Raw genomic sequence first — 17,776 nt, 5'->3', positions numbered from 1 at the left:
ATGGCAGGTGAACTGTACGTAGTGGCAACGCCAATTGGCAATTTGGGGGATATGGTACCCCGTGGCGTGGAGGCGCTTCAATCGGCGCATATAGTGGCGGCGGAAGATACCCGCCACAGCCGTCGTTTGCTGGATCATTTGGGTATCGACAAACCACTGGTAGCCTACCACGACCACAGTGGCAACGCCCGTTCAGACAGTCTGTTGCAGGCGTTGCGCGATGGCAAAAATGTGGCTTTGGTAAGTGATGCCGGTACGCCGTTGATCTCTGACCCGGGCTATCGCATCGTCCGCCAGGCGCGCCAGGAGGGAATTGCCGTTTCACCGATTCCCGGCCCCTGCGCCGCAGTTGCCGCTTTGAGCGCCGCAGGGCTGCCCACCGACCGTTTTACCTTCGAGGGCTTTTTGCCCGCCAAAAGTGCTGGCCGCTGCAAAGCTCTGCAACAACTGGCCAGTGAAACCCGCACCATGGTGTTTTACGAAGCCCCCCACCGGGTGCTGGATTGCCTGCGGGATATGGCGGCGCTGTTTGGTGGTGATCGCGATGCAGTGCTGGCGCGGGAAGTGACCAAAGCCTTCGAGACATTCCACGGCAAACCACTGGCGGAATTGGTAGGGATTGTCGCTGCCGACAGCAATCAACAGCGGGGTGAAATTGTCTTGGTGGTGGCTGGCGCAGAACCCAAAGAGCAGATTGCCGATAACCTGGAACAACAGCGTGTTCTGGGTCTGCTGCTGGAAGAATTGTCGGTAAAACAGGCATCGACGCTGGCGGCGAAGATTACTGGTGGTAACAAAAAAGAGTTGTATAAACTGGCTGTGGAGATGAAAGATGCAGGTTAATTACACTCTTCGTCATTGCGAGGAGCGCAGCGACGCGGCAATCTTTTTAATGTGGCAGTAACTTGATGGAGATCGCGGCGCTGCGCTCGCGATGACTTGGTTTGGTTAGTTAAAACTCCGCCACCCGATACAAAATCGAATCGTGGTAACCGGTATGCACCGGCATCAACCCCGCCAGCATTTGATTGGTGGCTTCGTCGCCGCTGTCGACAATCAGCGGCCTTCCATTCAGCGCTTTGATTTTGGTTTTGGTGGCCACGACATAGAGGTTGTTGCGCCCCAGACGTTGCAATAATGTCGGGCTGATTTGTTGGTTGCCGCGGCCGATAATATGGCCTTGACCGCCGATAATGGTAATCACAAGTTGACTGGGGTGGCTGTCCGTCAGTTCCAACAGCTGTTGGGCCGTGCAATCACTGGCGATCAGCTGGCCGTTTTCAATGACATCCACACCCAGCAGGGTATTGGCCAAACCCAGTTGTTCCATAATGTTGGCAACGGTGGTGCCAGAGCCCATGATGTAGCGCACCCCGTCTTCCATTTGTTCCATAAAGTCGGCGGCAATATCGTCCAGCACCAGTTCTTCCACTTCCCTGCCGCCGTTTTTAACGCTTTGGATATAGTGGTGTTCGTTGGGCACGGTGAGGTCGCCGTAGTAGCGGGCGCGCACCTGGCCCTGGCGGAAGGCGGCTTCGTCGATATCCCGCACTTCTTGTTCACCCAGGCTTACCAATTCGCCCCGCACCAGTTCGGCCACCAGCTGCCCAGCGGCTTTTGGGGTGAGGGCGTAAACGCCGGAATGGATTTTTACTCCGGCGGGGATACCCAGTACCGGAACCTGGCTGTCCAGTACGTTGCACAGATTGCGTGCGGTGCCGTCGCCACCGGCAAACAGCAGCAGGTCGATGTGCTCGGCAGCCAGTTCCAGTGCCGCTTTTTCGGTGTCTGCGGCAGTGGTGTTGCCACTGTCGATGGTGCCGATAACCCTGGGTTCAAAACCGGCCTGGCGAGCAATATCAGCGCCCATTTCGGCGGGGTAGGTAATGATTTCCAGCGGCAAACCTTGCAGTGGTTCCAATGCCTGCAAAGTACGCACCCCGGCTTTGGGCTCGGCACCGCGAGCCAGCGCCTCGCGCACAGTATCCGCACCATCGCTGCCTTTCAGCGCCACACTGCCACCGATACCGGCGAAGGGATTAACAATCAGGCCGAGTTTGAACATGATTTTTTTATTGGTTTTGACGGTGTGGGAGTTTACCAAAAGAGGTGCTCCGAATCCTGCCTTTTCCGTAACCCGCACTGTCATTCTGAGCGCAGCGAAGAATCTCGTACTAGCCGCATGCTGTGAGATCCTTCGCTACGCTCAGGATGACAAACCTCCTGTACCAGCATGCAGTACATACATCCATGTAGACTCGTTCTGTCCTCTGTCCTCTGTCCTCTGTCGACTGTATACTGCCCCCGGGAGTCGGCCAGGCAATCGCTGCTCCGCTATCTTGTGTGGCGGAGGGGAGGAAAGTCCGGGCTCCACAGGGTAGAACGCCAGGTAACACCTGGGGGGCGCGAGCCTACGGAAAGTGCAGCAGAGAGTAGACCGCCTAAGTCTTTTTCGGAAGACCGGTAAGGGTGAAAGGGTGCGGTAAGAGCGCACCGCGCGGCTGGTAACAGCTCGCGGCATGGTAAACCCCGTTCGGAGCAAGACCAAATAGGCCCACTACAGGTGTGACCCGCACTGTGGGCGGGTAGGTTGCTAAAGGTGTGCGGTGACGTACATCGTAGAGGAATGATTGCCCACGACAGAACCCGGCTTATGTGCTGATCTCTCAATGTGCTGGAAGTCCCCGTAATACGGGGCTTCTGGCCACCTTCTCCACACCTCGGCTCTGAGGTGGTGTTCAAGGTTCCTCAGCCAACACGCAACTGCATGAAACGAGATGTAACGGAGTATATGCGCTACTACAGCACGGAGTGTTTGCATTCGTCGAATGGAGACTTGTCGCCCATCAAATACGAATCAGTGCACCAGGAAGCTGCTGTTTTGTGCGCGAGCTTGCCTCGCGTGCAAGGCAGTTGGGGGCAGTGTAAAAAACCAACATCCGAAATGGGTCGACCTCGGCCACTCAGCCTATCTCTGATAAAAATTTATTTAGGTCTATGACCTGCGTATCGTTGGTCAGTTGAAACCTGTCACCACCGGGGTAGACAACAAACTTCTTTGTAGCCCTAATATCTTCACTAGCCAGATGGAAACCCTTGGTGACCTTAGGCGAAGAAGAGCGCTTTATCTCAACAGCAATAACCTCCCGCTTAGGCCCCTCTAACACCAGATCGATTTCGGCCTGGCTGGAGGTTCGGTAATAGCTGTACTGCCACTTGCTCGACAGGTTGGAAAGGATACTTTCCAACACAAAACCTTCCCAACTTGCACCGAGCACAGGATGCCCATACAGGGTTTCATGGTCAGATATATTCAGCAGCCGGTGCAGTATACCGCTATCACGAATATAGACCTTTGGCGATTTCACCAGCCGCTTTTTGGTATTCCCAGACCAGGGCTGTAGTTGCCTGACCATATAAAAATCCGTGAGGATATCCAGGTACGAGCGTATGGTTTTATGATCCACTTCCAAGCTCTTGCCTAACGATGACATATTGATTTGCTGTCCATGCCAGTGGGCCAACATACTCCAGAACCGCTTCATTCTGGCAGCCGGTACTTTAGGCCCCATCAAAGGGATATCACGTTCAACATAGGTGGAGATAAAATCTGAGCGCCAATCCCAACTCTCATCTTCATCGCTGGCTAAATAACTGTCAGGGAAACCGCCTCTAAACCAGAGCCGATCAATATCAAGGTTTTCAGGATCATGCTGATTGATTTCAGGAACAGAGAATGGGCAAAGTTCCAAATAGCGAATACGACCAGCCAATGTCTCTGTTGAATGCTGGAGCAGGTCACGGGAGGCTGACCCCAACAACAGAAAATGTCCCCCCCTTTCTCCATTGCGCTTTCTGATATCGACCAAGCTACGCAAAACCCTAAACAGATCAGGTTTTCTCTGAACCTCATCGATAATCAACAGCTTGTTACTGAAACGCTTGAGATAATCTTCCGGCTCATTGAGCTTTGCCAGATCAGAATCAAGCTCCAGGTCGAGGTAAGCTATCTCCTTGCCCAGCTTATCCTTAACAATCTCAAGCGCAAGCGTTGTCTTACCAACCTGTCTCGGCCCCAATATAGAAACCACAGGTACGGCATTTAACGCCTGGATAATTTTTCTTTCTAGTGAACGATGTATCATCTTTGTAATTTGACATTATGATTCCCATATTGCAAGGTAAAAATATAAACTCTTACCCCCGCAGTTAATGGCAAAGCATTCAGCCACCGAACAAAATAGGTCTTGCCACATATTTGCCACAAGTATCTAATGAAACATTTGATGAGGTTTACTGGCAATCAAAAGCTCAATGGGTAATTGACGCGGCAAAAGTATTGCAAGACGAACTATCAGATATTCTTGGCGAAACAGCCCAGAATTACACAAAGCACTACGTTTCAATTACGTCACATAACAATAATTACTTCTGGCTTCAAAAGCGAAGCTCTGGAAAAGTCTTGCTTGTTTTCAGAGTGTTTTCGCATCTTATGGATAAAGCCAAAGGGCACCTTGATGAACACAATATTTCATACATACACAAAAGAAAAACGTTGCGGATTACAACGGACAAGAAGTCCATTTTGAAGAACAAGGGCCTGTATATTGAGATGGCGAGATACGCGTCAGAGTATTGGACTAGGTAGGATTATTTTTGATTCTGAATACACTGTGTGCTTGCTGCAAAATTGGAAGAAAAGAATATTTTCCCTTTTCTGACCGTTGTCAGCAGGGATGCTGACAACGAGCCTACATGGATGTATTCACGGCGTGTCAGGAAAGGGAAAATATTCTTTTTATAAGGTGGCCCACCATATCGACCTACCGCCGAAACCAACTCCCATTGCCCGCATTTTCCTGCAACGAGTCCCGCACAAACCCTTCCACATCCACCGCAATTCCTTTTTCAAAATACGCCTGCAGGCTGTAAGCCATATTTTCCAGTGGGGCGTTTTGGTAGCCGAAGGTTTGTAGTTCGTCGATATAGCGTTGCAAAAATTCCTGCTCGCCGAGTTGTTGCCATTGCACCACGTGTACCAGTTCGTGAAAGTGCAGGCTTTCGCGGTTTTCCTGGCTGCGCAGGATGTAGTAGGTGTTTTTGTAGGTGATGGAGTCTTCCGGTTTGTTGAGGAAGTTGTTTATCTCTGGGTTTGTTTTCAGTTCGCGCAGCTCCGGTTTTGGAATTTCATCCACCACAACAAAGTGGGCGGACTGCAGCAGTTCCGGGGTGAAGTAGTTTTTGAAGGTGTGTGCAAAGCGGGTGCAGGGTTGCCTGAGGGAGGCGTATCGAGCGTTGGTCTTGTCGATCCACTGGTTAGTTGACGCAATCATGCTTCCTTGCCTTGTAGTTTAATGTGGTTAGCGAACGAAAATCCTATCGAAATTCAGTATCGCTCTGCAAGGCCACTGATCAGAATGCAAAAGGTTAGTGCTGGCTCCGAGCTTACATGGATGTACTTGTAGCCTGTCACAGAAAGTCACACCGGATTTATGTCTTGCGCCAGGGGTTTGACAATTAAAAAACTCTGGGCAAAAAAAGAGCGCCACTCTCAATAGAGGGCGCTCTTTTCGATACGGGGCTCTGAATTTACAGCTGTGGCCCAGCCGCAACGATATCTTCAGACACATCAAACTTGGCAAAGTTTTCCACAAACAGGCCAGCCAGTTTGCGCGCCTGTTCGTCGTAGGCGGCTTTGTCTTCCCAGGCTTCGCGGGGGTTGAGGTATTTGCTGTCGATGCCCACGATTGCGGTGGGAATGCACAGGTTAAACAAATCCAGGGTTTCTGTGGGGGTGTTTTCCAGTGCGCCGTTCTGAATGGCGGCAACGATGCCGCGGGTCACCGGAATGGGGAAGCGGGAGCCGGTGCCGTTGGCTCCGCCAGCGCCGCCGGTCCAGCCGGTGTTTACCAGATAGACTTTGGCGCCGAATTCCTCCACGCGCTTCATCAGCAGTTCGGCGTAAACACCCGCAGGGCGTGGCATAAATGGCGCGCCAAAGCAGGTGGAGAAGGCCGGGTGGATACCCGCTTCTGCGCCCAGTTCGGTGGAGCCAACCCGGGCGGTGTAGCCGCTGAGAAAGTGGTAGGCGGCGGCTTCTTTGGACAGAATGGATACCGGTGGCAGCACCCCGGAAACATCACAGGTGAGGAAGATGATGTTTTTGGGCTCGCCGGCGCGGTTGGCTTCGCAGCGCATTTCCACGTGGTGCAGCGGGTAGCTGCAGCGGCCGTTTTCGGTGAGCGAGGTGTCGTCGTAGTCGGCGGTGTGGTTGTCGGCGGACAACACCACGTTTTCGATAATGGCACCAAAGCGAATGGCGTCCCAGATTACCGGTTCGTTCTTTTGGCTCAGGTTGATGGTTTTGGCGTAGCAGCCGCCTTCGAAGTTGAATACCGAGCCTTTGCCCCAGCCGTGTTCGTCGTCGCCAATCAGGTAGCGATCCGGGTCCGCAGACAGGGTGGTTTTACCGGTGCCGGAGAGCCCGAAGAATAAACACACATCGCCGGTTTCGCCCACGTTGGCGGCGCAGTGCATGGGCATTACGTCTTTTTCCGGCAGCAGGAAGTTCTGCACCGAGAACATGGCTTTTTTCATTTCACCGGCGTAGCGCATGCCCGCCAGCAGCACTTTGCGCTGGGCAAAGTTGATGATTACACAGCCTTCGGAATTGGTGCCGTCCCGCTCCGGGTCGCAGACAAAGTTGGCGGCGTGCTGGATATGCCACTTTTCTTTGCCCGCCGGATTGAACTTGGTGGGGTTGATAAACATGTTCTTGGCGAACAGGCCGTGCCAGGCGGTTTCGGTGGATACTTTGACCGGAAGGTAGTGTTCTGGATCTTCGCCCACGTGCAGGTGTTGCACAACCCGGTCGCACTCTGCCAGATAGGTGGCAACTCTGTCCCAGATGGCATCGAATTTGTCCTGCGGGAAGGGGCGGTTTACGCCGCCCCAGTCGATGGCTTCAGCGGTGCTGGGTTCTTCCACCACAAAGCGGTCGCCCGGTGAGCGGCCAGTGCGTTTGCCGGTAATGGCGGAAAAAGCGCCGGTGTCAGAGAGGGTGCCTTCACCGCGTATCAGTGCTTGCTCAATCAGTTTGGCGGCGCTGGGGTCTGTTAATACGGTGGTTACTGAGTCTTCTGTTTGGGTCATTGGTGTTGATCCTTCCAGGTCTTGAGTTGCTGTAACAGATTTAAATGTCAAAGCGCGACAGAGTGCCCCTGTCGTCGTCCCCATGCCATTCCCTTAATGGGGTGAAAAAAGGCGTCAAGTATCGCAGATTCCACGGGCCTTGACGACGGCTTTTGCTAATGAATGGTGGGCGGTTCTCCGCTGAACAGCTGGTTGATGTCGTTGCCATCAAAGCGGTACTGCTGGTTGCAGAAGTGGCAGTTCACTTCAATTCGGCCCTGTTCGGCGAGAATACTGTGCAGTTCTTCCCGGCCCATTTTTACCAGCATTTGCGCGGTGCGCTGTTGTGAACAGCTGCAGGCAAATTGCAGGTCGGTGGTGTCGAACAGGCGTACTGCATCCTGGTGAAACAGGCGGTAGAGCTGATCCTGATGGGCCAGTTGCAGTTGCTCTTGAGGGCTGATGGTCTCTGCCAGTTGGGTAAGGTGCTGCCACTGTTGTTGGTTCTGTTCTTCGCTGGCAGTTTGTTGGGGCAGGGCCTGTAAAAACAGCCCGGCGGCGCGCTGGCCATTGGCGTTCAACCAAAGGCGGGTGGGCAGTTGCTCCGACTGCTGAAAGTAGTGCTCCAGGCAGCCCGCCAGGGTGGGTTGTTCCAGAGGCACGATGCCCTGGTAGCGTTCGCCCCGGCTGGGGTCGATGGTGATGGCCAATTGGCCGTTGCCGATCAGTTCAGCCAGACTGTACTCGTCGGGGTTGGCGCCAGAGAGGTCATCGCTGTTTAGTTCGGCAACCGCGCGCAGGTTGTGGTGGCGGGTGCAGTCCGCAACAATCAGTTTGAGTGGGCCATCACCCCGCGCCTGTATGGTGATAACGCCGTCGAATTTGAGAGTGGCACTGAGCAGCCCGGCGGCGGCGAGAAATTCCCCCAGCAGTTGTTGCACCGCCCGAGGGTATTGGCCGGTTTGCAGGACCGCCTGGTAGCTCTGCTCCAGGGTGATGATTTCGCCGCGGATATCGCAGTGGTCGAACACAAACCGCTGCAGTTTGTCGCTATCGCTCATAGATATGGGGGGTGTTTTTCAGGGAGGCGCACTGTAGGGAAGTTTGCAGCGATTGTCTACTATTTGAGCAGATTGTGAGAGGGGTTCAGATTACAGGACGCACTGCGCGCTACAGGTGACAGGTGCGGCCCTGCAGTCTGTTTCCTGTAGGGCGCAGCCCGTCCTGTAACCTATGTTTTTTCCCAAAAATTGTGAATTTGCCGCCGTTGCTTTTTGGTGGGGCGTTTTAGCGGGGCGGCATCGCCACCTCGCAGGGCTTTGCGCTGGGCGGCTTCGGTTTGCCGTTTGACAATGCTTTCTTCGCTTTCCCGGTACAGGTTGCTGGCCTCTGGCGCGCCCCGGCGTTGGTCGGAAAGGGCGATGACGGTTACTGTTTTTATGTCCCAGCCCTGGCGAATTTGCAGCACTGTATCCACTGTGATTTCTTTGCTGGGTTTGGTGCGTTGGCTGTCTATATGTACCTTGCCACCTTCGATGGCGGCTTTGGCAAGGGCGCGTGTTTTGAAAAAGCGCGCCGCCCACAGCCATTTGTCTATGCGTACTTTTTCCATGGTCAGTGATAATCAGCGGGAATCAGTTCATCGAAGTGGTCGATGGCGGGAAAGCGCTCTATCTGGCGGTGGCGGCCTTTGCTGTCCGGTTGGTGAATGCATAGCAGGTGGGCAATGCCAAACTGCTGCGCCGCCGCCAGAATGTTTTCGGTGTCGTCCACAAACAGGGTGCGGGTGGGGTCAAAATTCAGTTGTTGGTGCAGTTGTTGCCAGAAGTGTTGGTCTTCCTTGGGGGCACCGTATTGGTGGGAGCTGATGATTTTATCCAGTTGCGGTTCGATACCGGTTACCTGAAGTTTCAGTTCCAGGGTTTGGGGGTGGGCGTTGGTGATCAGGATACGCTGCTTGTGCTGGTCGCCCAGAAAAGACAGAAAGGCCTGGGTAAAGGGGCGTTCGCTGATCAGGTGATCGACTTCTTCTTTGACCTGGCGAATGTCCACCGCCAGTTCTTTCGACCAGTGTTCCAGGCAGTACCATTCCAGGGTGCCGCGTTTGGCGTCGAAGCGGTTGTGCAGGTCGCGGGTGGCCTGATCCGGGCAGATGTTGTGGTGCTGGGCGTAGCGCCGGGGTAGGTATTCGAGCCAGAAGTGGTTGTCGAAATGCAGGTCCAGCAGGGTGCCGTCCATGTCCAGCAGTACGGTGTCGATAGTGTTCCAGTCGAGAATATTGTTCAATGTCGGCGTGATTGGCAGGTGGTTGATGGCATACAGTATGCACCGCTGTTGCCGCAGGTAAAAGCAATCTCGTTGCTGTTTCATAAACAGACAGTGAAAATTCACTGAGGCTATGGTGTTGATATGCAAACCTTTGGTGCAGGGCATGAATCTGGAGTAACTTGCTGTGACAGGCTGCAAGTACATCCATGTAAGCTCAGAGCCAGCATCCTTGCTGGCTACGGTCACAGCAAGTTACTCCAGACTCACGCCTTCAGGCTTTGTGGGCAGTATGATGAAATCTATGAATATTGAGTTGTTGAAGAAGGTAGAGGCCCTGTGCGCTGAGGCGGCGCAGGCAACGCTGGTGGTTTACCGGCAAAAAGACAGTTGGCAGGTCACTGCCAAACAGGATGATTCGCCGGTAACGGCGGCGGATTTGGCGGCCCATAAAGTGTTGGTTGCCGGGCTGCCGGGTATTCTGGATGTCCCGGTGTTGTCGGAGGAATCCCGGCTCCCGGATTTTGCCGAGCGGCAAAGCTGGCAGCGTTATTGGCTGGTAGACCCGTTGGATGGCACCAAGGAGTTTATCAACGGCAATGGCGAATTTACGGTGAATGTGGCGCTGATTGAGGATGGTGAGCCAGTGCTTGGTGTGGTTGTGGTGCCGGTGACCGGGGTTGTGTACAGCGCGGTGTCTGGCCTCGGCGCCTTTAAAAATGGCGAACCCATTCACTGCCGCCAGTTGCCAGAGGAAGCCTGTCCGGTGGTTGTGGCGAGCCGCCGTCACGGTTCATCAGAGGGTGAAAATGCCTTGGTCAGTTTGGAAAGTCACTTTGGCGGTGTTGAGTTGATGCAGGTGGGCAGTTCGTTGAAGTTTTGCATGATTGCCGAGGGCAGGGCGGACCTGTATCCCCGTTTTGCGCCCACCTGCGAGTGGGATACCGCGGCGGCTCAAGCAGTGCTGACAGCGGCTGGCGGGCAAGTAGTGAACCTTGATGGCGAGCCGTTGAGTTACAACCGCAAGGAATCCCTGCTCAACCCGTTTTTTGTGGCGCTGGGGGATACGCGGATTCCCTGGCTGGGTGTGTTGGCCCGATGAGGTGATCTCATCGGGCTACGTGCTACTCACTGCATTCATAACAGCGCAAGTAATAGCCCTTGGGGTCATTGAGGTCATTCAGTGCTTCAAGCAGCGGGTTTGCGGTTTTCATCAGGCTGTCTGGAATCAAGCCGTCGACGTTCAGCCAGTCTCCCAGCTGCACTTTTTCCGCCAGTCCCAGCATCAGTGCTTCTGAAAATTTCAACGGCGGTTGTACAAGTTCTACTTTGTATTCGCTGATCTCTGCCAGTTTTGCGGCGGCGGCAATGGCGCTTTTCAGGTTGCCCAATTCATCCACCAGGCCCAGCTGTTTGGCTTTGGCACCGGTCCACACGCGCCCCTGGGCGACTTTGTGGACTTCTGCGCTGCTGCTGTTGCGGCCTTCCGCCACCAGGGTGAGGAATTTTTGGTAAATGCCATCGATGGCGGATTGGATAACCGCAGCGCTTTTGTCGCTCATGGGGCGAGTGAGGTCGCCAAAGCCCGCCAGTTCCGTAGTGGCAATGCCATCGCTTTTGATGCCCAGTTCCGCAAAGCTGTTCTCAAAGGTGGGCACCATGCCAAACACGCCAATGGAGCCGGTGAGGGTGGTGGGGCTGGCCCATATCTGGTCGGCGTTGGCGGAAATCCAGTATCCGCCGGAAGCCGCCAGGCTGCCCATGGAAATCACCACGGGAATGCCCTGTTCTTTGATTTGCAGTATTTCCTGGCGAATCACTTCGGAGGCATAGGCACTGCCTCCGGGACTGTCCACCCGCAGCACCAGGGCTTTGATGGCCGGGTCGTCGCGCACCTGGGACAGCAACTTGGCCAGGCTGTCGCCGCCAATTTTGTCGGCGGGTTGCTCGCCATCGAGAATTTCGCCGCTGGCCACCACCAGTGCCACTTTGTCGTTCACAAACATGTTGTCTGCCTGGCGCTGGGCAATAATATCCTTCAGGTAGCGCTTCATGCCCACCTGACGATAACCGCCGTTGCCGTCATCGCCGGCCAGTTCCACCAGTGCGGCGTGCATCTGCTGGCTGCTGGCCAGTTGGTCCACCAGGCCATTTTCCAGAGCGAGTTTGGCGGTGTCGCCGTTGTGTTGTTGCAAGTCGCGGTCCATGGAGCTGATAAAACCGTTGACGGCCCCTTTGGGCAGCCCGCGCAGAGATTCCACACGGCTGGTGTAGTCCGCCCACAACAAATTGAGCCACTCGCTGTTGTGGAGTTTGGAGGCTTCCGACATGTCGTTGCGCAGAAACGGTTCTACGGCATCCTTGAAGCTGCCCACCTTGAACACGTGGACATTGACCTTGAGCTTGTCCAAAGCATCCTTGAAGTAGGGGCGGTAGCGGGCAAAGCCCATCACTTCCACGGCTCCGAACGGGTTCAGCAGAATGCGGTCTGCGTGGCTGGCGAGGAAGTATTGCCCCTGGCTGAAGTTGTCGCCAGTGGCGGTAATCGGCTTGCCGCTGTCGCGAAATTCCTGCAAGGCATCGCCAATATCGCTGAGCTTGCTGAAGCCGGCCCCGGACAGGTTGTCCAGATTGAGTATCAGGGAGTTGATGCGCTCGTCTTTGGCGGCGGCGCGAATGCTGCCCAGCAGGTCACCGAGGCGGGTTTCCCTGGGTGGCCCGGACAGCAGACCCATGGGCGAGGGCGATGTGGTCAGTTGCTCCACAATGTTGCCCTGGGGGGCAATCACCAGAGCAGCGCTGTCGGGAATGGGCTGCGGGCGGGTGAGCAAGGCGATAATGACAACCGCCAGAGTGAGTATCACCACTGCGGAAATCAACAACCGGGCAATGCTTTTCAGCAGCCCCAACAGGGTACTGCCGATAAAGCCAAAGAAGCGCCTGAATATTCCTTTGGGTTTGTTAGTCATGGTGACTGTCCTCGCTTGATTGCTCGCTCGGTTGATCGGCGGCCGGGTTTTGCTGAGACTGCATGGCCACTTGATAGCGGTGTTTTTGAATGCTGCGACTGTACAGCATGGCAGAGATAAACAGCGTGACTACCCACACCATTTCGAGAATATCCAACAGGCTTCTGTCGGCTTTAAACAGGTTCAGGGTAATGGCCGTAAAGTAAATCAGGCACACGAAACACAGCATCGACAGGGTTTTGTGCTTTTGTTTGATCATGCCCGGCAGAAAAATCAGCAGCGGTAGCAGAGTCACCAGTTGCACCACCAGTGGTGACCGCATGCCGTTGAACGCCAGGGTGATCCAGAGGCCAAAAAAACTCAGCCAGGTGAGATTTTTAAGTACCTTAAAGCCTGTACTTGTGGGCATGTCGCTGCTTGTCATAGTGGTGTTTGTTTACCTGATGAGTTTTTGTGACAGGGTGGCGATGCGTTTGCCCAGCGCGATGCACAGCTGTGCCTCATCATCACTGATGGGGGTGTTGCTGTCACTGCCGGCGGTATGCGATGGGCCGTAGGGGGTGCCGCCGCTTTGGGTGTGGTGCAGCGCGGACTCTGAATAGGGCAGCCCGGCGATCACCATACCGTGGTGCAACAGTGGCACCATCATGGTGAGCAGGGTGCTTTCCTGGCCTCCGTGAAGACTGCCTGTGGAAGTGAATACCCCGGCGGGTTTGCCAATCAAATCGCCGTTGAGCCATTGCTCGCCACTGTTGTCGAGAAAGTACTTCATGGGTGCTGCCATATTGCCGAAACGGGTGGGGCTGCCCAGCATCAGGCCGCTGCAGTGAATCAGGTCGTCGCTGTTGGCGTACAGGTCGCCGCTGGCGGGAATGTCCGGCTCGCTGGCTTCGCAGTTGGCGGATACCGCAGGCACGGTGCGCAGGCGGCCCTCCATGCCGGCGGCTTCCACGCCCTGAGCAATCAGCTCTGCCATGGCGCGGGTGTTACCGGAGCGGCTGTAGTAGAGGATCAGGATGTAACTGTTACTCATGGTTTTGCCTTGGCGGTTTGGTGTTTGGTGCTCGACGTTTGATGTTTGACGTTTGACGCAAAACCTTTGACTCGGCAGTGATGCCGTCCAACGTCTTACAAAATCTCCAACACTGCTTCCGGTGGCCGCCCAATGGCGGCTTTGTCGCCGTTTACCACAATCGGGCGCTGGATCAGTTTGGGGTATTTCACCATAGCGTCAATTAGCTGCTGGTCGCTCAGGGATTGGTTCGCCAGGTTGTTCTCTTTATAGGCATCTTCGCCGCTGCGGAGCAGTTCTCTGGGAGCAATGCCCAGTTTGCTCACAATGCTTTGCAGGGTGTTGGCATCCGGGGTGTGTTCCAGATAAAGAACAATCTCCGGGTTAACGCTGTTGTCTTGCAGCAGTTGTAATGTCTGCCGGGATTTGGAACAACGTGGGTTGTGGTAAATAGTCGTCATAGGTGGATTGGCTATAAGTCAGTGGAATTAGGCCGGTGGCATTAAAACAGATTTGTATGCTGTAATCGGACGTTGATTCTAAAGGGATTCTTCTCCATGAGCCAATGGCATCAAAAACTGCGCAGCTTATTGGAAACCTGCTGGCAGTTTATTGTTCACCTGACCCGGCGTTTTTTTCGCGATGACTGCCCGGAGAGCGCGGCGGCGCTTACTTACATGACGCTGTTTGCCCTGGTGCCCATGCTTACCCTGATGTTCGCCACCTTTTCACTGGTGCCCGCTTTTCAAGGCCTGGAAGAAAAACTGCAATCTCTGTTGTTCAGTAATTTTCTGCCGGAAACCGGAGCAGACAGCGACACCGGTACCCGCGTACAGGAATATCTCACCAGCTTTATGGCGCAGGCGCGCAAACTCAGCGTGGTAGGTATTGGTGTGTTGATTGTCACGTCCTATCTGATGCTCGCCAATATCGAAAAGACCTTTAACAAAATCTGGGGTACCGCCGGCGGTCGCAAGGGGTTGTCGAGTTTTTTGCTGTACTGGGCCATTCTCAGCCTGGGGCCGGTACTCCTTGGCGTGGGTTTGTCCATCAATGCCTACGGCGTGATCGACCGTTTTTTGCTGGAAGATGCCGGCAGTCCGCAAGTGGGTGCCACGGTGTTGCAGGTTGTGCCGTTCCTGTTTTCCTGGGCCGCTGCCACCCTGTTGTTTGTGGCGGTGCCCAACTGCCGGGTGCAAATTCGCTTTGCCCTGTTTGGCGGCCTGGTTACGGTGCTGTTGTTCGAGGGGCTCAAACAGGGCTTTAGCTGGGTGGTGGCCAATTCCAGCTATCAGGAGGTGTACGGTACTTTTGCGGTAGTGCCGCTGTTTCTGCTGTGGATTTACCTGATCTGGACTTTGGTGCTGTTGGGGGCGGAGTTGGTGCGTGGTCTGGAAACCTTTAAAACCTCGGTGCGCGGATACAGTTACCCCAATCTGGTGGCGGCGTTAATGATCTTCTCCGAAGCGGCCAAACAACAGCGCCAGGGAGACACCATTTCCGATCATCACATGTTGCAGACCGGAGTGGATCAATTGCACTGGCAGCAATTGCGCGATCTGTTTCTCAGTGAGCAAATTCTGGTGAGCACAGCCAACGGCCGCTACGTACTGGCCCGGGAGCTCAGCTCCCTGAAGTTGGCCTATGTGGTGGATTTGTTCGGTGAACACTTTGCCACCGAACCCACGGCAGGAGCCTGGAGCGTGTTGGAACGTTACCCTTGGTGCGGCCAGCTGCGAGAATTGCTGGATGACTTTCACAATCAGTCTGCACCGTTGCTGGAAAAAACCGTGGCGGATTTGTTGCAGCAGAAAAATACCTGACTAAACCGACTTGAGAAAACCAATCTGGGAGAACCATGGAAAACCTGCGTAAATTTTATATCGATGGTCAGTGGGTAGAGCCGCTGGAATCAACCGACTACCCGGTTGAAAACCCGGCTACAGAGGAGCAATTTGCCACCACTGTATTGGGCAGAGCGGCGGATGTGGAGCGAGCCATCGCAGCGGCCAGGGCTGCATTTGATGGTTTTTCGCAAACCAGCCGCGAACAGCGCCTGGCCATGCTGGAGCGGCTGTTGGCTGGCTATATGGAGCGCTACGACGAGATTGCCGCGGCCATTACTCAGGAAATGGGCGCACCGGTTTCCTTTTCCAAAGCGGCCCAGGCGGATACTGGGCGCGGCCATATTCAGGCGACCATCGACGCTTTGAAGAATTACCGGTTTGAGGAAGACATCAGCAGCGCCCGGGTGGTAAAAGAGCCCATCGGTGTGTGCGGTTTTATCTGCCCGTGGAACTGGCCTATCAATCAGGTGGTGTGCAAAGTGGCACCGGCCATTGCCGCCGGATGCACCATGGTGGTCAAACCCAGCGAAGATACGCCGGTCTCCGCCATGCTGTTTGCTGAAGTGGTTGACCAGGCGGGCATTCCCCCGGGGGTATTCAATATGATCAACGGCACCGGCCCGGATGTGGGAGCGGTGCTGTCCACTCATCCGCAGGTGGATATGGTGTCGCTCACCGGCTCCACCCGTGTTGGCGCGCTGGTGTCAAAAGCGGCGGCGGATACCATCAAACGGGTGGCACTGGAGTTGGGTGGCAAATCCCCGAACCTGATCCTCGATGACGCGGATCTGGAAAAGGCGGTGAAATGGGGTGTGTTCAATTGCATGGAAAACACCGGTCAGTCCTGTAATGCGCCCACCAGAATGTTGGTGCCCCAGTCCCGCTATGAGGAGGCTCTGGAAGTTGCCGGCCGTATTGCTGCCAAAGTTCAGGTGGGTGACCCGCAACAGGTGGGGCGTCATCTCGGCCCGCTGGCCAGTAAAAAGCAATACGACAACGTGCAGCGTTATATTCAGGCAGGTATCGATGAGGGTGCACGCTTGCTGTGTGGTGGCCTTGGCAAGCCGCAAGGTTTTGAGCGGGGTCACTACGCCAAACCCACGATCTTTGCTGATGTGCACAACCATATGACCATCGCCCGTGAAGAAATTTTTGGCCCGGTGCTGGCAATTATTCCCTACGGCGATGAGGAGGAAGGTATTGCCATTGCCAACGACACAGTTTATGGCCTGGCGGCCTATGTGCAGGGCTCCGACCAGGAGCGCTGTCGCCGCGTCGCCCGCCGCCTGAAAGCCGGCATGGTGCACCTGAACGGTGCCTACCAGGGCTACGACGCGCCTTTCGGTGGTTACAAACAATCCGGCAATTGCCGGGAGTGGGGGGCTTATGGGTTTGAGGACTTTCTTGAGATAAAAGCCATAAATGGTTTTTAAGGCTGCAGGTCTTCTATTAAACCGGCAACCTTATAGGTTGCGTTTGATAACGCGGCACAGGGATGTGCCGCCGCTGGCGCAGCCAGCGCGAGCTCAATAAAATCAAGCACTTCCGCGCAAGTGCGTCAGGTTTTATATTGCCGGGTTAATAACACCATACCTGTCCGTAGCACGCTGCTATTTAAGGTGCCCCAAATACTTGCCAACAACCTGCAGCGTTGGCTTCAGCAGGCGCGGGCTGGCTGCCACCACATGACCATTTTCCATATAGTTTTCACCGCCCTGAAAGTCGCACACCAGGCCGCCGGCTTCTTTGATCATAAGTACGCCTGCGGCGATATCCCAGGGTTTCAGGTGCATTTCCCAGAAGCAATCAAAGCGGCCTGCCGCCAGATAAGCCAGGTCCAGTGACGCCACACCGATGCGGCGAATGCCGGCGGAGTTTTCCGCCAGCTCTTTCATGCAGGCCAGGTAGTTGTCCATTTCGCTGAAGGAGGGCTCGCTAAAGGGAATGCCGGTGGCAAGCAGTGCGCCTTCCATACTGGTGCGGCCAGTGACACGAATGCGGCGGCCATTGAGTTGCGCGCCGCGGCCGCGGCTGGCGGTAAATTCTTCGTTTTTGAACGGGTCGTAAATAACGGCGTGTTCCAGGCGGCCGTTGACTGAGCAGGCAATGGAAACCGCACAGTGGGGAATGCCGCGAATAAAGTTTGTGGTGCCGTCGATGGGATCGATAATCCACAGGTGATCGCTATCCGGGTTGCCGGTTTCGCCGCCTTCTTCGCCGAGGAAGCGATGGTCAGGGTAGGCTTTGCTGAGGTGATGCAGTACCTCGCGCTCGGCGGCCTTGTCGATTTCGGTCACAAAGTCGTTGTGGCCTTTCTGCTGGATTCTGACTTTATCCAGTTGTTCAGTGGCGCGCACAATCAGCTCGCCTGCCTTGCGCGCTGCGCGCAGGGCAATATTTACCGTGGGTTCCATGGCTGTTCCCGTTAGTGATATGAGGGCTGTAAAGAACGTGGCGCAGTGGCCGGGCGCGGGATTTTAGCATGCAGAAGACAGGGGACAGAAGGCAGAGGGCAGAAAAAAGTGGCGCCTGTATTCTGTATTCTGCTCCCC

At 55.0% G+C, this 17,776-nt stretch carries 16 protein-coding genes and 1 other RNA gene; 5 read left to right on the top strand and 12 right to left on the bottom strand.

Annotation, left to right across the window (positions count from 1 at the left end; all coding sequences use genetic code 11):
- Entirely contained in the window at positions 1-843 is an 843-nt protein-coding gene (rsmI, locus tag ACVBEJ_RS12850) for a 16S rRNA (cytidine(1402)-2'-O)-methyltransferase (protein ID WP_447130041.1), read from the top strand.
- Between the two features lie 109 nt (positions 844-952).
- Here the strand turns inward: rsmI and ACVBEJ_RS12845 are convergent, their stop codons facing one another.
- Positions 953-2,104 (bottom strand): ATP-NAD kinase family protein, encoded by a 1,152-nt coding sequence (locus ACVBEJ_RS12845; RefSeq protein WP_447130040.1) that lies wholly within the window; start codon positions 2,102-2,104, stop codon positions 953-955.
- A 203-nt stretch (positions 2,105-2,307) separates the two neighbouring features.
- Here ACVBEJ_RS12845 and rnpB point away from each other — a divergent pair.
- Positions 2,308-2,671, top strand: an RNA gene (gene rnpB / locus ACVBEJ_RS12840) — RNase P RNA component class A.
- 292 nt (positions 2,672-2,963) lie between these two features.
- Here rnpB and ACVBEJ_RS12835 read toward each other — a convergent pair.
- The 6 genes from ACVBEJ_RS12835 to yrfG all read right to left on the bottom strand — a co-directional run bounded on the left by ACVBEJ_RS12835 (position 2,964) and on the right by yrfG (position 9,501).
- A complete protein-coding gene (locus tag ACVBEJ_RS12835; RefSeq protein WP_447130039.1) occupies positions 2,964-4,145 on the bottom strand; it encodes an ATP-binding protein in 1,182 nt (393 codons plus the stop codon).
- A 678-nt stretch (positions 4,146-4,823) separates the two neighbouring features.
- Complete coding sequence (locus tag ACVBEJ_RS12830) at positions 4,824-5,333, bottom strand: hypothetical protein (RefSeq protein WP_447130038.1); 510 nt, start codon at positions 5,331-5,333, stop codon at positions 4,824-4,826.
- A gap of 256 nt (positions 5,334-5,589) precedes the next feature.
- On the bottom strand, positions 5,590-7,152 hold the full coding sequence (locus ACVBEJ_RS12825; RefSeq protein ID WP_447130037.1) for a phosphoenolpyruvate carboxykinase: 1,563 nt from the start codon (positions 7,150-7,152) through the stop codon (positions 5,590-5,592).
- A 155-nt stretch (positions 7,153-7,307) separates the two neighbouring features.
- Positions 7,308-8,192, bottom strand: coding sequence for an Hsp33 family molecular chaperone HslO (gene hslO, locus ACVBEJ_RS12820; protein WP_447130036.1), 885 nt, complete (start codon positions 8,190-8,192; stop codon positions 7,308-7,310).
- Between the two features lie 170 nt (positions 8,193-8,362).
- Positions 8,363-8,743 carry an RNA-binding S4 domain-containing protein gene (locus ACVBEJ_RS12815; RefSeq protein WP_447130035.1) on the bottom strand — a complete coding sequence of 127 codons (381 nt, stop codon included), beginning with the start codon at positions 8,741-8,743 and terminating at the stop codon, positions 8,363-8,365.
- Between the two features lie 2 nt (positions 8,744-8,745).
- On the bottom strand, positions 8,746-9,501 hold the full coding sequence (gene yrfG / locus ACVBEJ_RS12810) for a GMP/IMP nucleotidase (protein ID WP_447130034.1): 756 nt from the start codon (positions 9,499-9,501) through the stop codon (positions 8,746-8,748).
- A gap of 199 nt (positions 9,502-9,700) precedes the next feature.
- Between yrfG and cysQ the strand changes: the two genes are divergently transcribed.
- Entirely contained in the window at positions 9,701-10,498 is a 798-nt protein-coding gene (cysQ, locus tag ACVBEJ_RS12805; protein WP_447130033.1) for a 3'(2'),5'-bisphosphate nucleotidase CysQ, read from the top strand.
- 22 nt (positions 10,499-10,520) lie between these two features.
- On the opposite strand, the gene sppA is transcribed toward cysQ, so the two are convergent.
- The 4 genes from sppA to arsC form a co-directional block, all read right to left on the bottom strand.
- Positions 10,521-12,365, bottom strand: a complete 1,845-nt coding sequence (sppA, locus tag ACVBEJ_RS12800; protein ID WP_447130032.1) for a signal peptide peptidase SppA — start codon at positions 12,363-12,365, stop codon at positions 10,521-10,523.
- On the bottom strand, positions 12,358-12,774 hold the full coding sequence (locus ACVBEJ_RS12795) for a DUF2069 domain-containing protein (RefSeq protein WP_447130031.1): 417 nt from the start codon (positions 12,772-12,774) through the stop codon (positions 12,358-12,360). The genes sppA and ACVBEJ_RS12795 overlap by 8 nt, the downstream gene beginning before the upstream one ends.
- 27 nt (positions 12,775-12,801) lie before the next feature.
- Complete coding sequence (gene wrbA / locus ACVBEJ_RS12790) at positions 12,802-13,398, bottom strand: NAD(P)H:quinone oxidoreductase (protein WP_447130030.1); 597 nt, start codon at positions 13,396-13,398, stop codon at positions 12,802-12,804.
- 95 nt (positions 13,399-13,493) lie between these two features.
- Positions 13,494-13,838 (bottom strand): arsenate reductase (glutaredoxin), encoded by a 345-nt coding sequence (gene arsC, locus ACVBEJ_RS12785; protein ID WP_447130029.1) that lies wholly within the window; start codon positions 13,836-13,838, stop codon positions 13,494-13,496.
- A 96-nt stretch (positions 13,839-13,934) separates the two neighbouring features.
- On the opposite strand from arsC, the gene ACVBEJ_RS12780 reads away from it, so the two are divergent.
- Together ACVBEJ_RS12780 and ACVBEJ_RS12775 are read left to right on the top strand one after the other, a co-directional pair.
- Positions 13,935-15,200 (top strand): YihY family inner membrane protein, encoded by a 1,266-nt coding sequence (locus tag ACVBEJ_RS12780; protein ID WP_447130028.1) that lies wholly within the window; start codon positions 13,935-13,937, stop codon positions 15,198-15,200.
- 35 nt (positions 15,201-15,235) lie between these two features.
- Positions 15,236-16,657, top strand: a complete 1,422-nt coding sequence (locus tag ACVBEJ_RS12775; protein WP_447130027.1) for an aldehyde dehydrogenase family protein — start codon at positions 15,236-15,238, stop codon at positions 16,655-16,657.
- A gap of 177 nt (positions 16,658-16,834) precedes the next feature.
- On the opposite strand, the gene ACVBEJ_RS12770 is transcribed toward ACVBEJ_RS12775, so the two are convergent.
- Entirely contained in the window at positions 16,835-17,638 is an 804-nt protein-coding gene (locus ACVBEJ_RS12770; RefSeq protein WP_447130026.1) for an inositol monophosphatase family protein, read from the bottom strand.
- Positions 17,639-17,776 lie beyond the last annotated feature (138 nt).

This window comes from Porticoccus sp. GXU_MW_L64 (assembly GCF_052983295.1).
This window is presented reverse-complemented; position numbering and strand designations above follow the sequence as displayed.

Excerpts from the sequence above, each read along its gene's own strand:
- rsmI (WP_447130041.1), top strand. The coding sequence starts at position 1 with ATGGCAGGTGAACTGTACGTAGTGGCAACGCCAATTGGCAATTTGGGG.
- ACVBEJ_RS12835 (WP_447130039.1), bottom strand. The coding sequence starts at position 4,145 with ATGATACATCGTTCACTAGAAAGAAAAATTATCCAGGCGTTAAATGCC.
- ACVBEJ_RS12830 (WP_447130038.1), bottom strand. The coding sequence starts at position 5,333 with ATGATTGCGTCAACTAACCAGTGGATCGACAAGACCAACGCTCGATAC.
- ACVBEJ_RS12825 (WP_447130037.1), bottom strand. The coding sequence starts at position 7,152 with ATGACCCAAACAGAAGACTCAGTAACCACCGTATTAACAGACCCCAGC.
- hslO (WP_447130036.1), bottom strand. The coding sequence starts at position 8,192 with ATGAGCGATAGCGACAAACTGCAGCGGTTTGTGTTCGACCACTGCGAT.
- ACVBEJ_RS12815 (WP_447130035.1), bottom strand. The coding sequence starts at position 8,743 with ATGGAAAAAGTACGCATAGACAAATGGCTGTGGGCGGCGCGCTTTTTC.
- yrfG (WP_447130034.1), bottom strand. The coding sequence starts at position 9,501 with ATGAAACAGCAACGAGATTGCTTTTACCTGCGGCAACAGCGGTGCATA.
- cysQ (WP_447130033.1), top strand. The coding sequence starts at position 9,701 with ATGAATATTGAGTTGTTGAAGAAGGTAGAGGCCCTGTGCGCTGAGGCG.
- sppA (WP_447130032.1), bottom strand. The coding sequence starts at position 12,365 with ATGACTAACAAACCCAAAGGAATATTCAGGCGCTTCTTTGGCTTTATC.
- ACVBEJ_RS12795 (WP_447130031.1), bottom strand. The coding sequence starts at position 12,774 with ATGCCCACAAGTACAGGCTTTAAGGTACTTAAAAATCTCACCTGGCTG.
- wrbA (WP_447130030.1), bottom strand. The coding sequence starts at position 13,398 with ATGAGTAACAGTTACATCCTGATCCTCTACTACAGCCGCTCCGGTAAC.
- arsC (WP_447130029.1), bottom strand. The coding sequence starts at position 13,838 with ATGACGACTATTTACCACAACCCACGTTGTTCCAAATCCCGGCAGACA.
- ACVBEJ_RS12780 (WP_447130028.1), top strand. The coding sequence starts at position 13,935 with ATGAGCCAATGGCATCAAAAACTGCGCAGCTTATTGGAAACCTGCTGG.
- ACVBEJ_RS12775 (WP_447130027.1), top strand. The coding sequence starts at position 15,236 with ATGGAAAACCTGCGTAAATTTTATATCGATGGTCAGTGGGTAGAGCCG.
- ACVBEJ_RS12770 (WP_447130026.1), bottom strand. The coding sequence starts at position 17,638 with ATGGAACCCACGGTAAATATTGCCCTGCGCGCAGCGCGCAAGGCAGGC.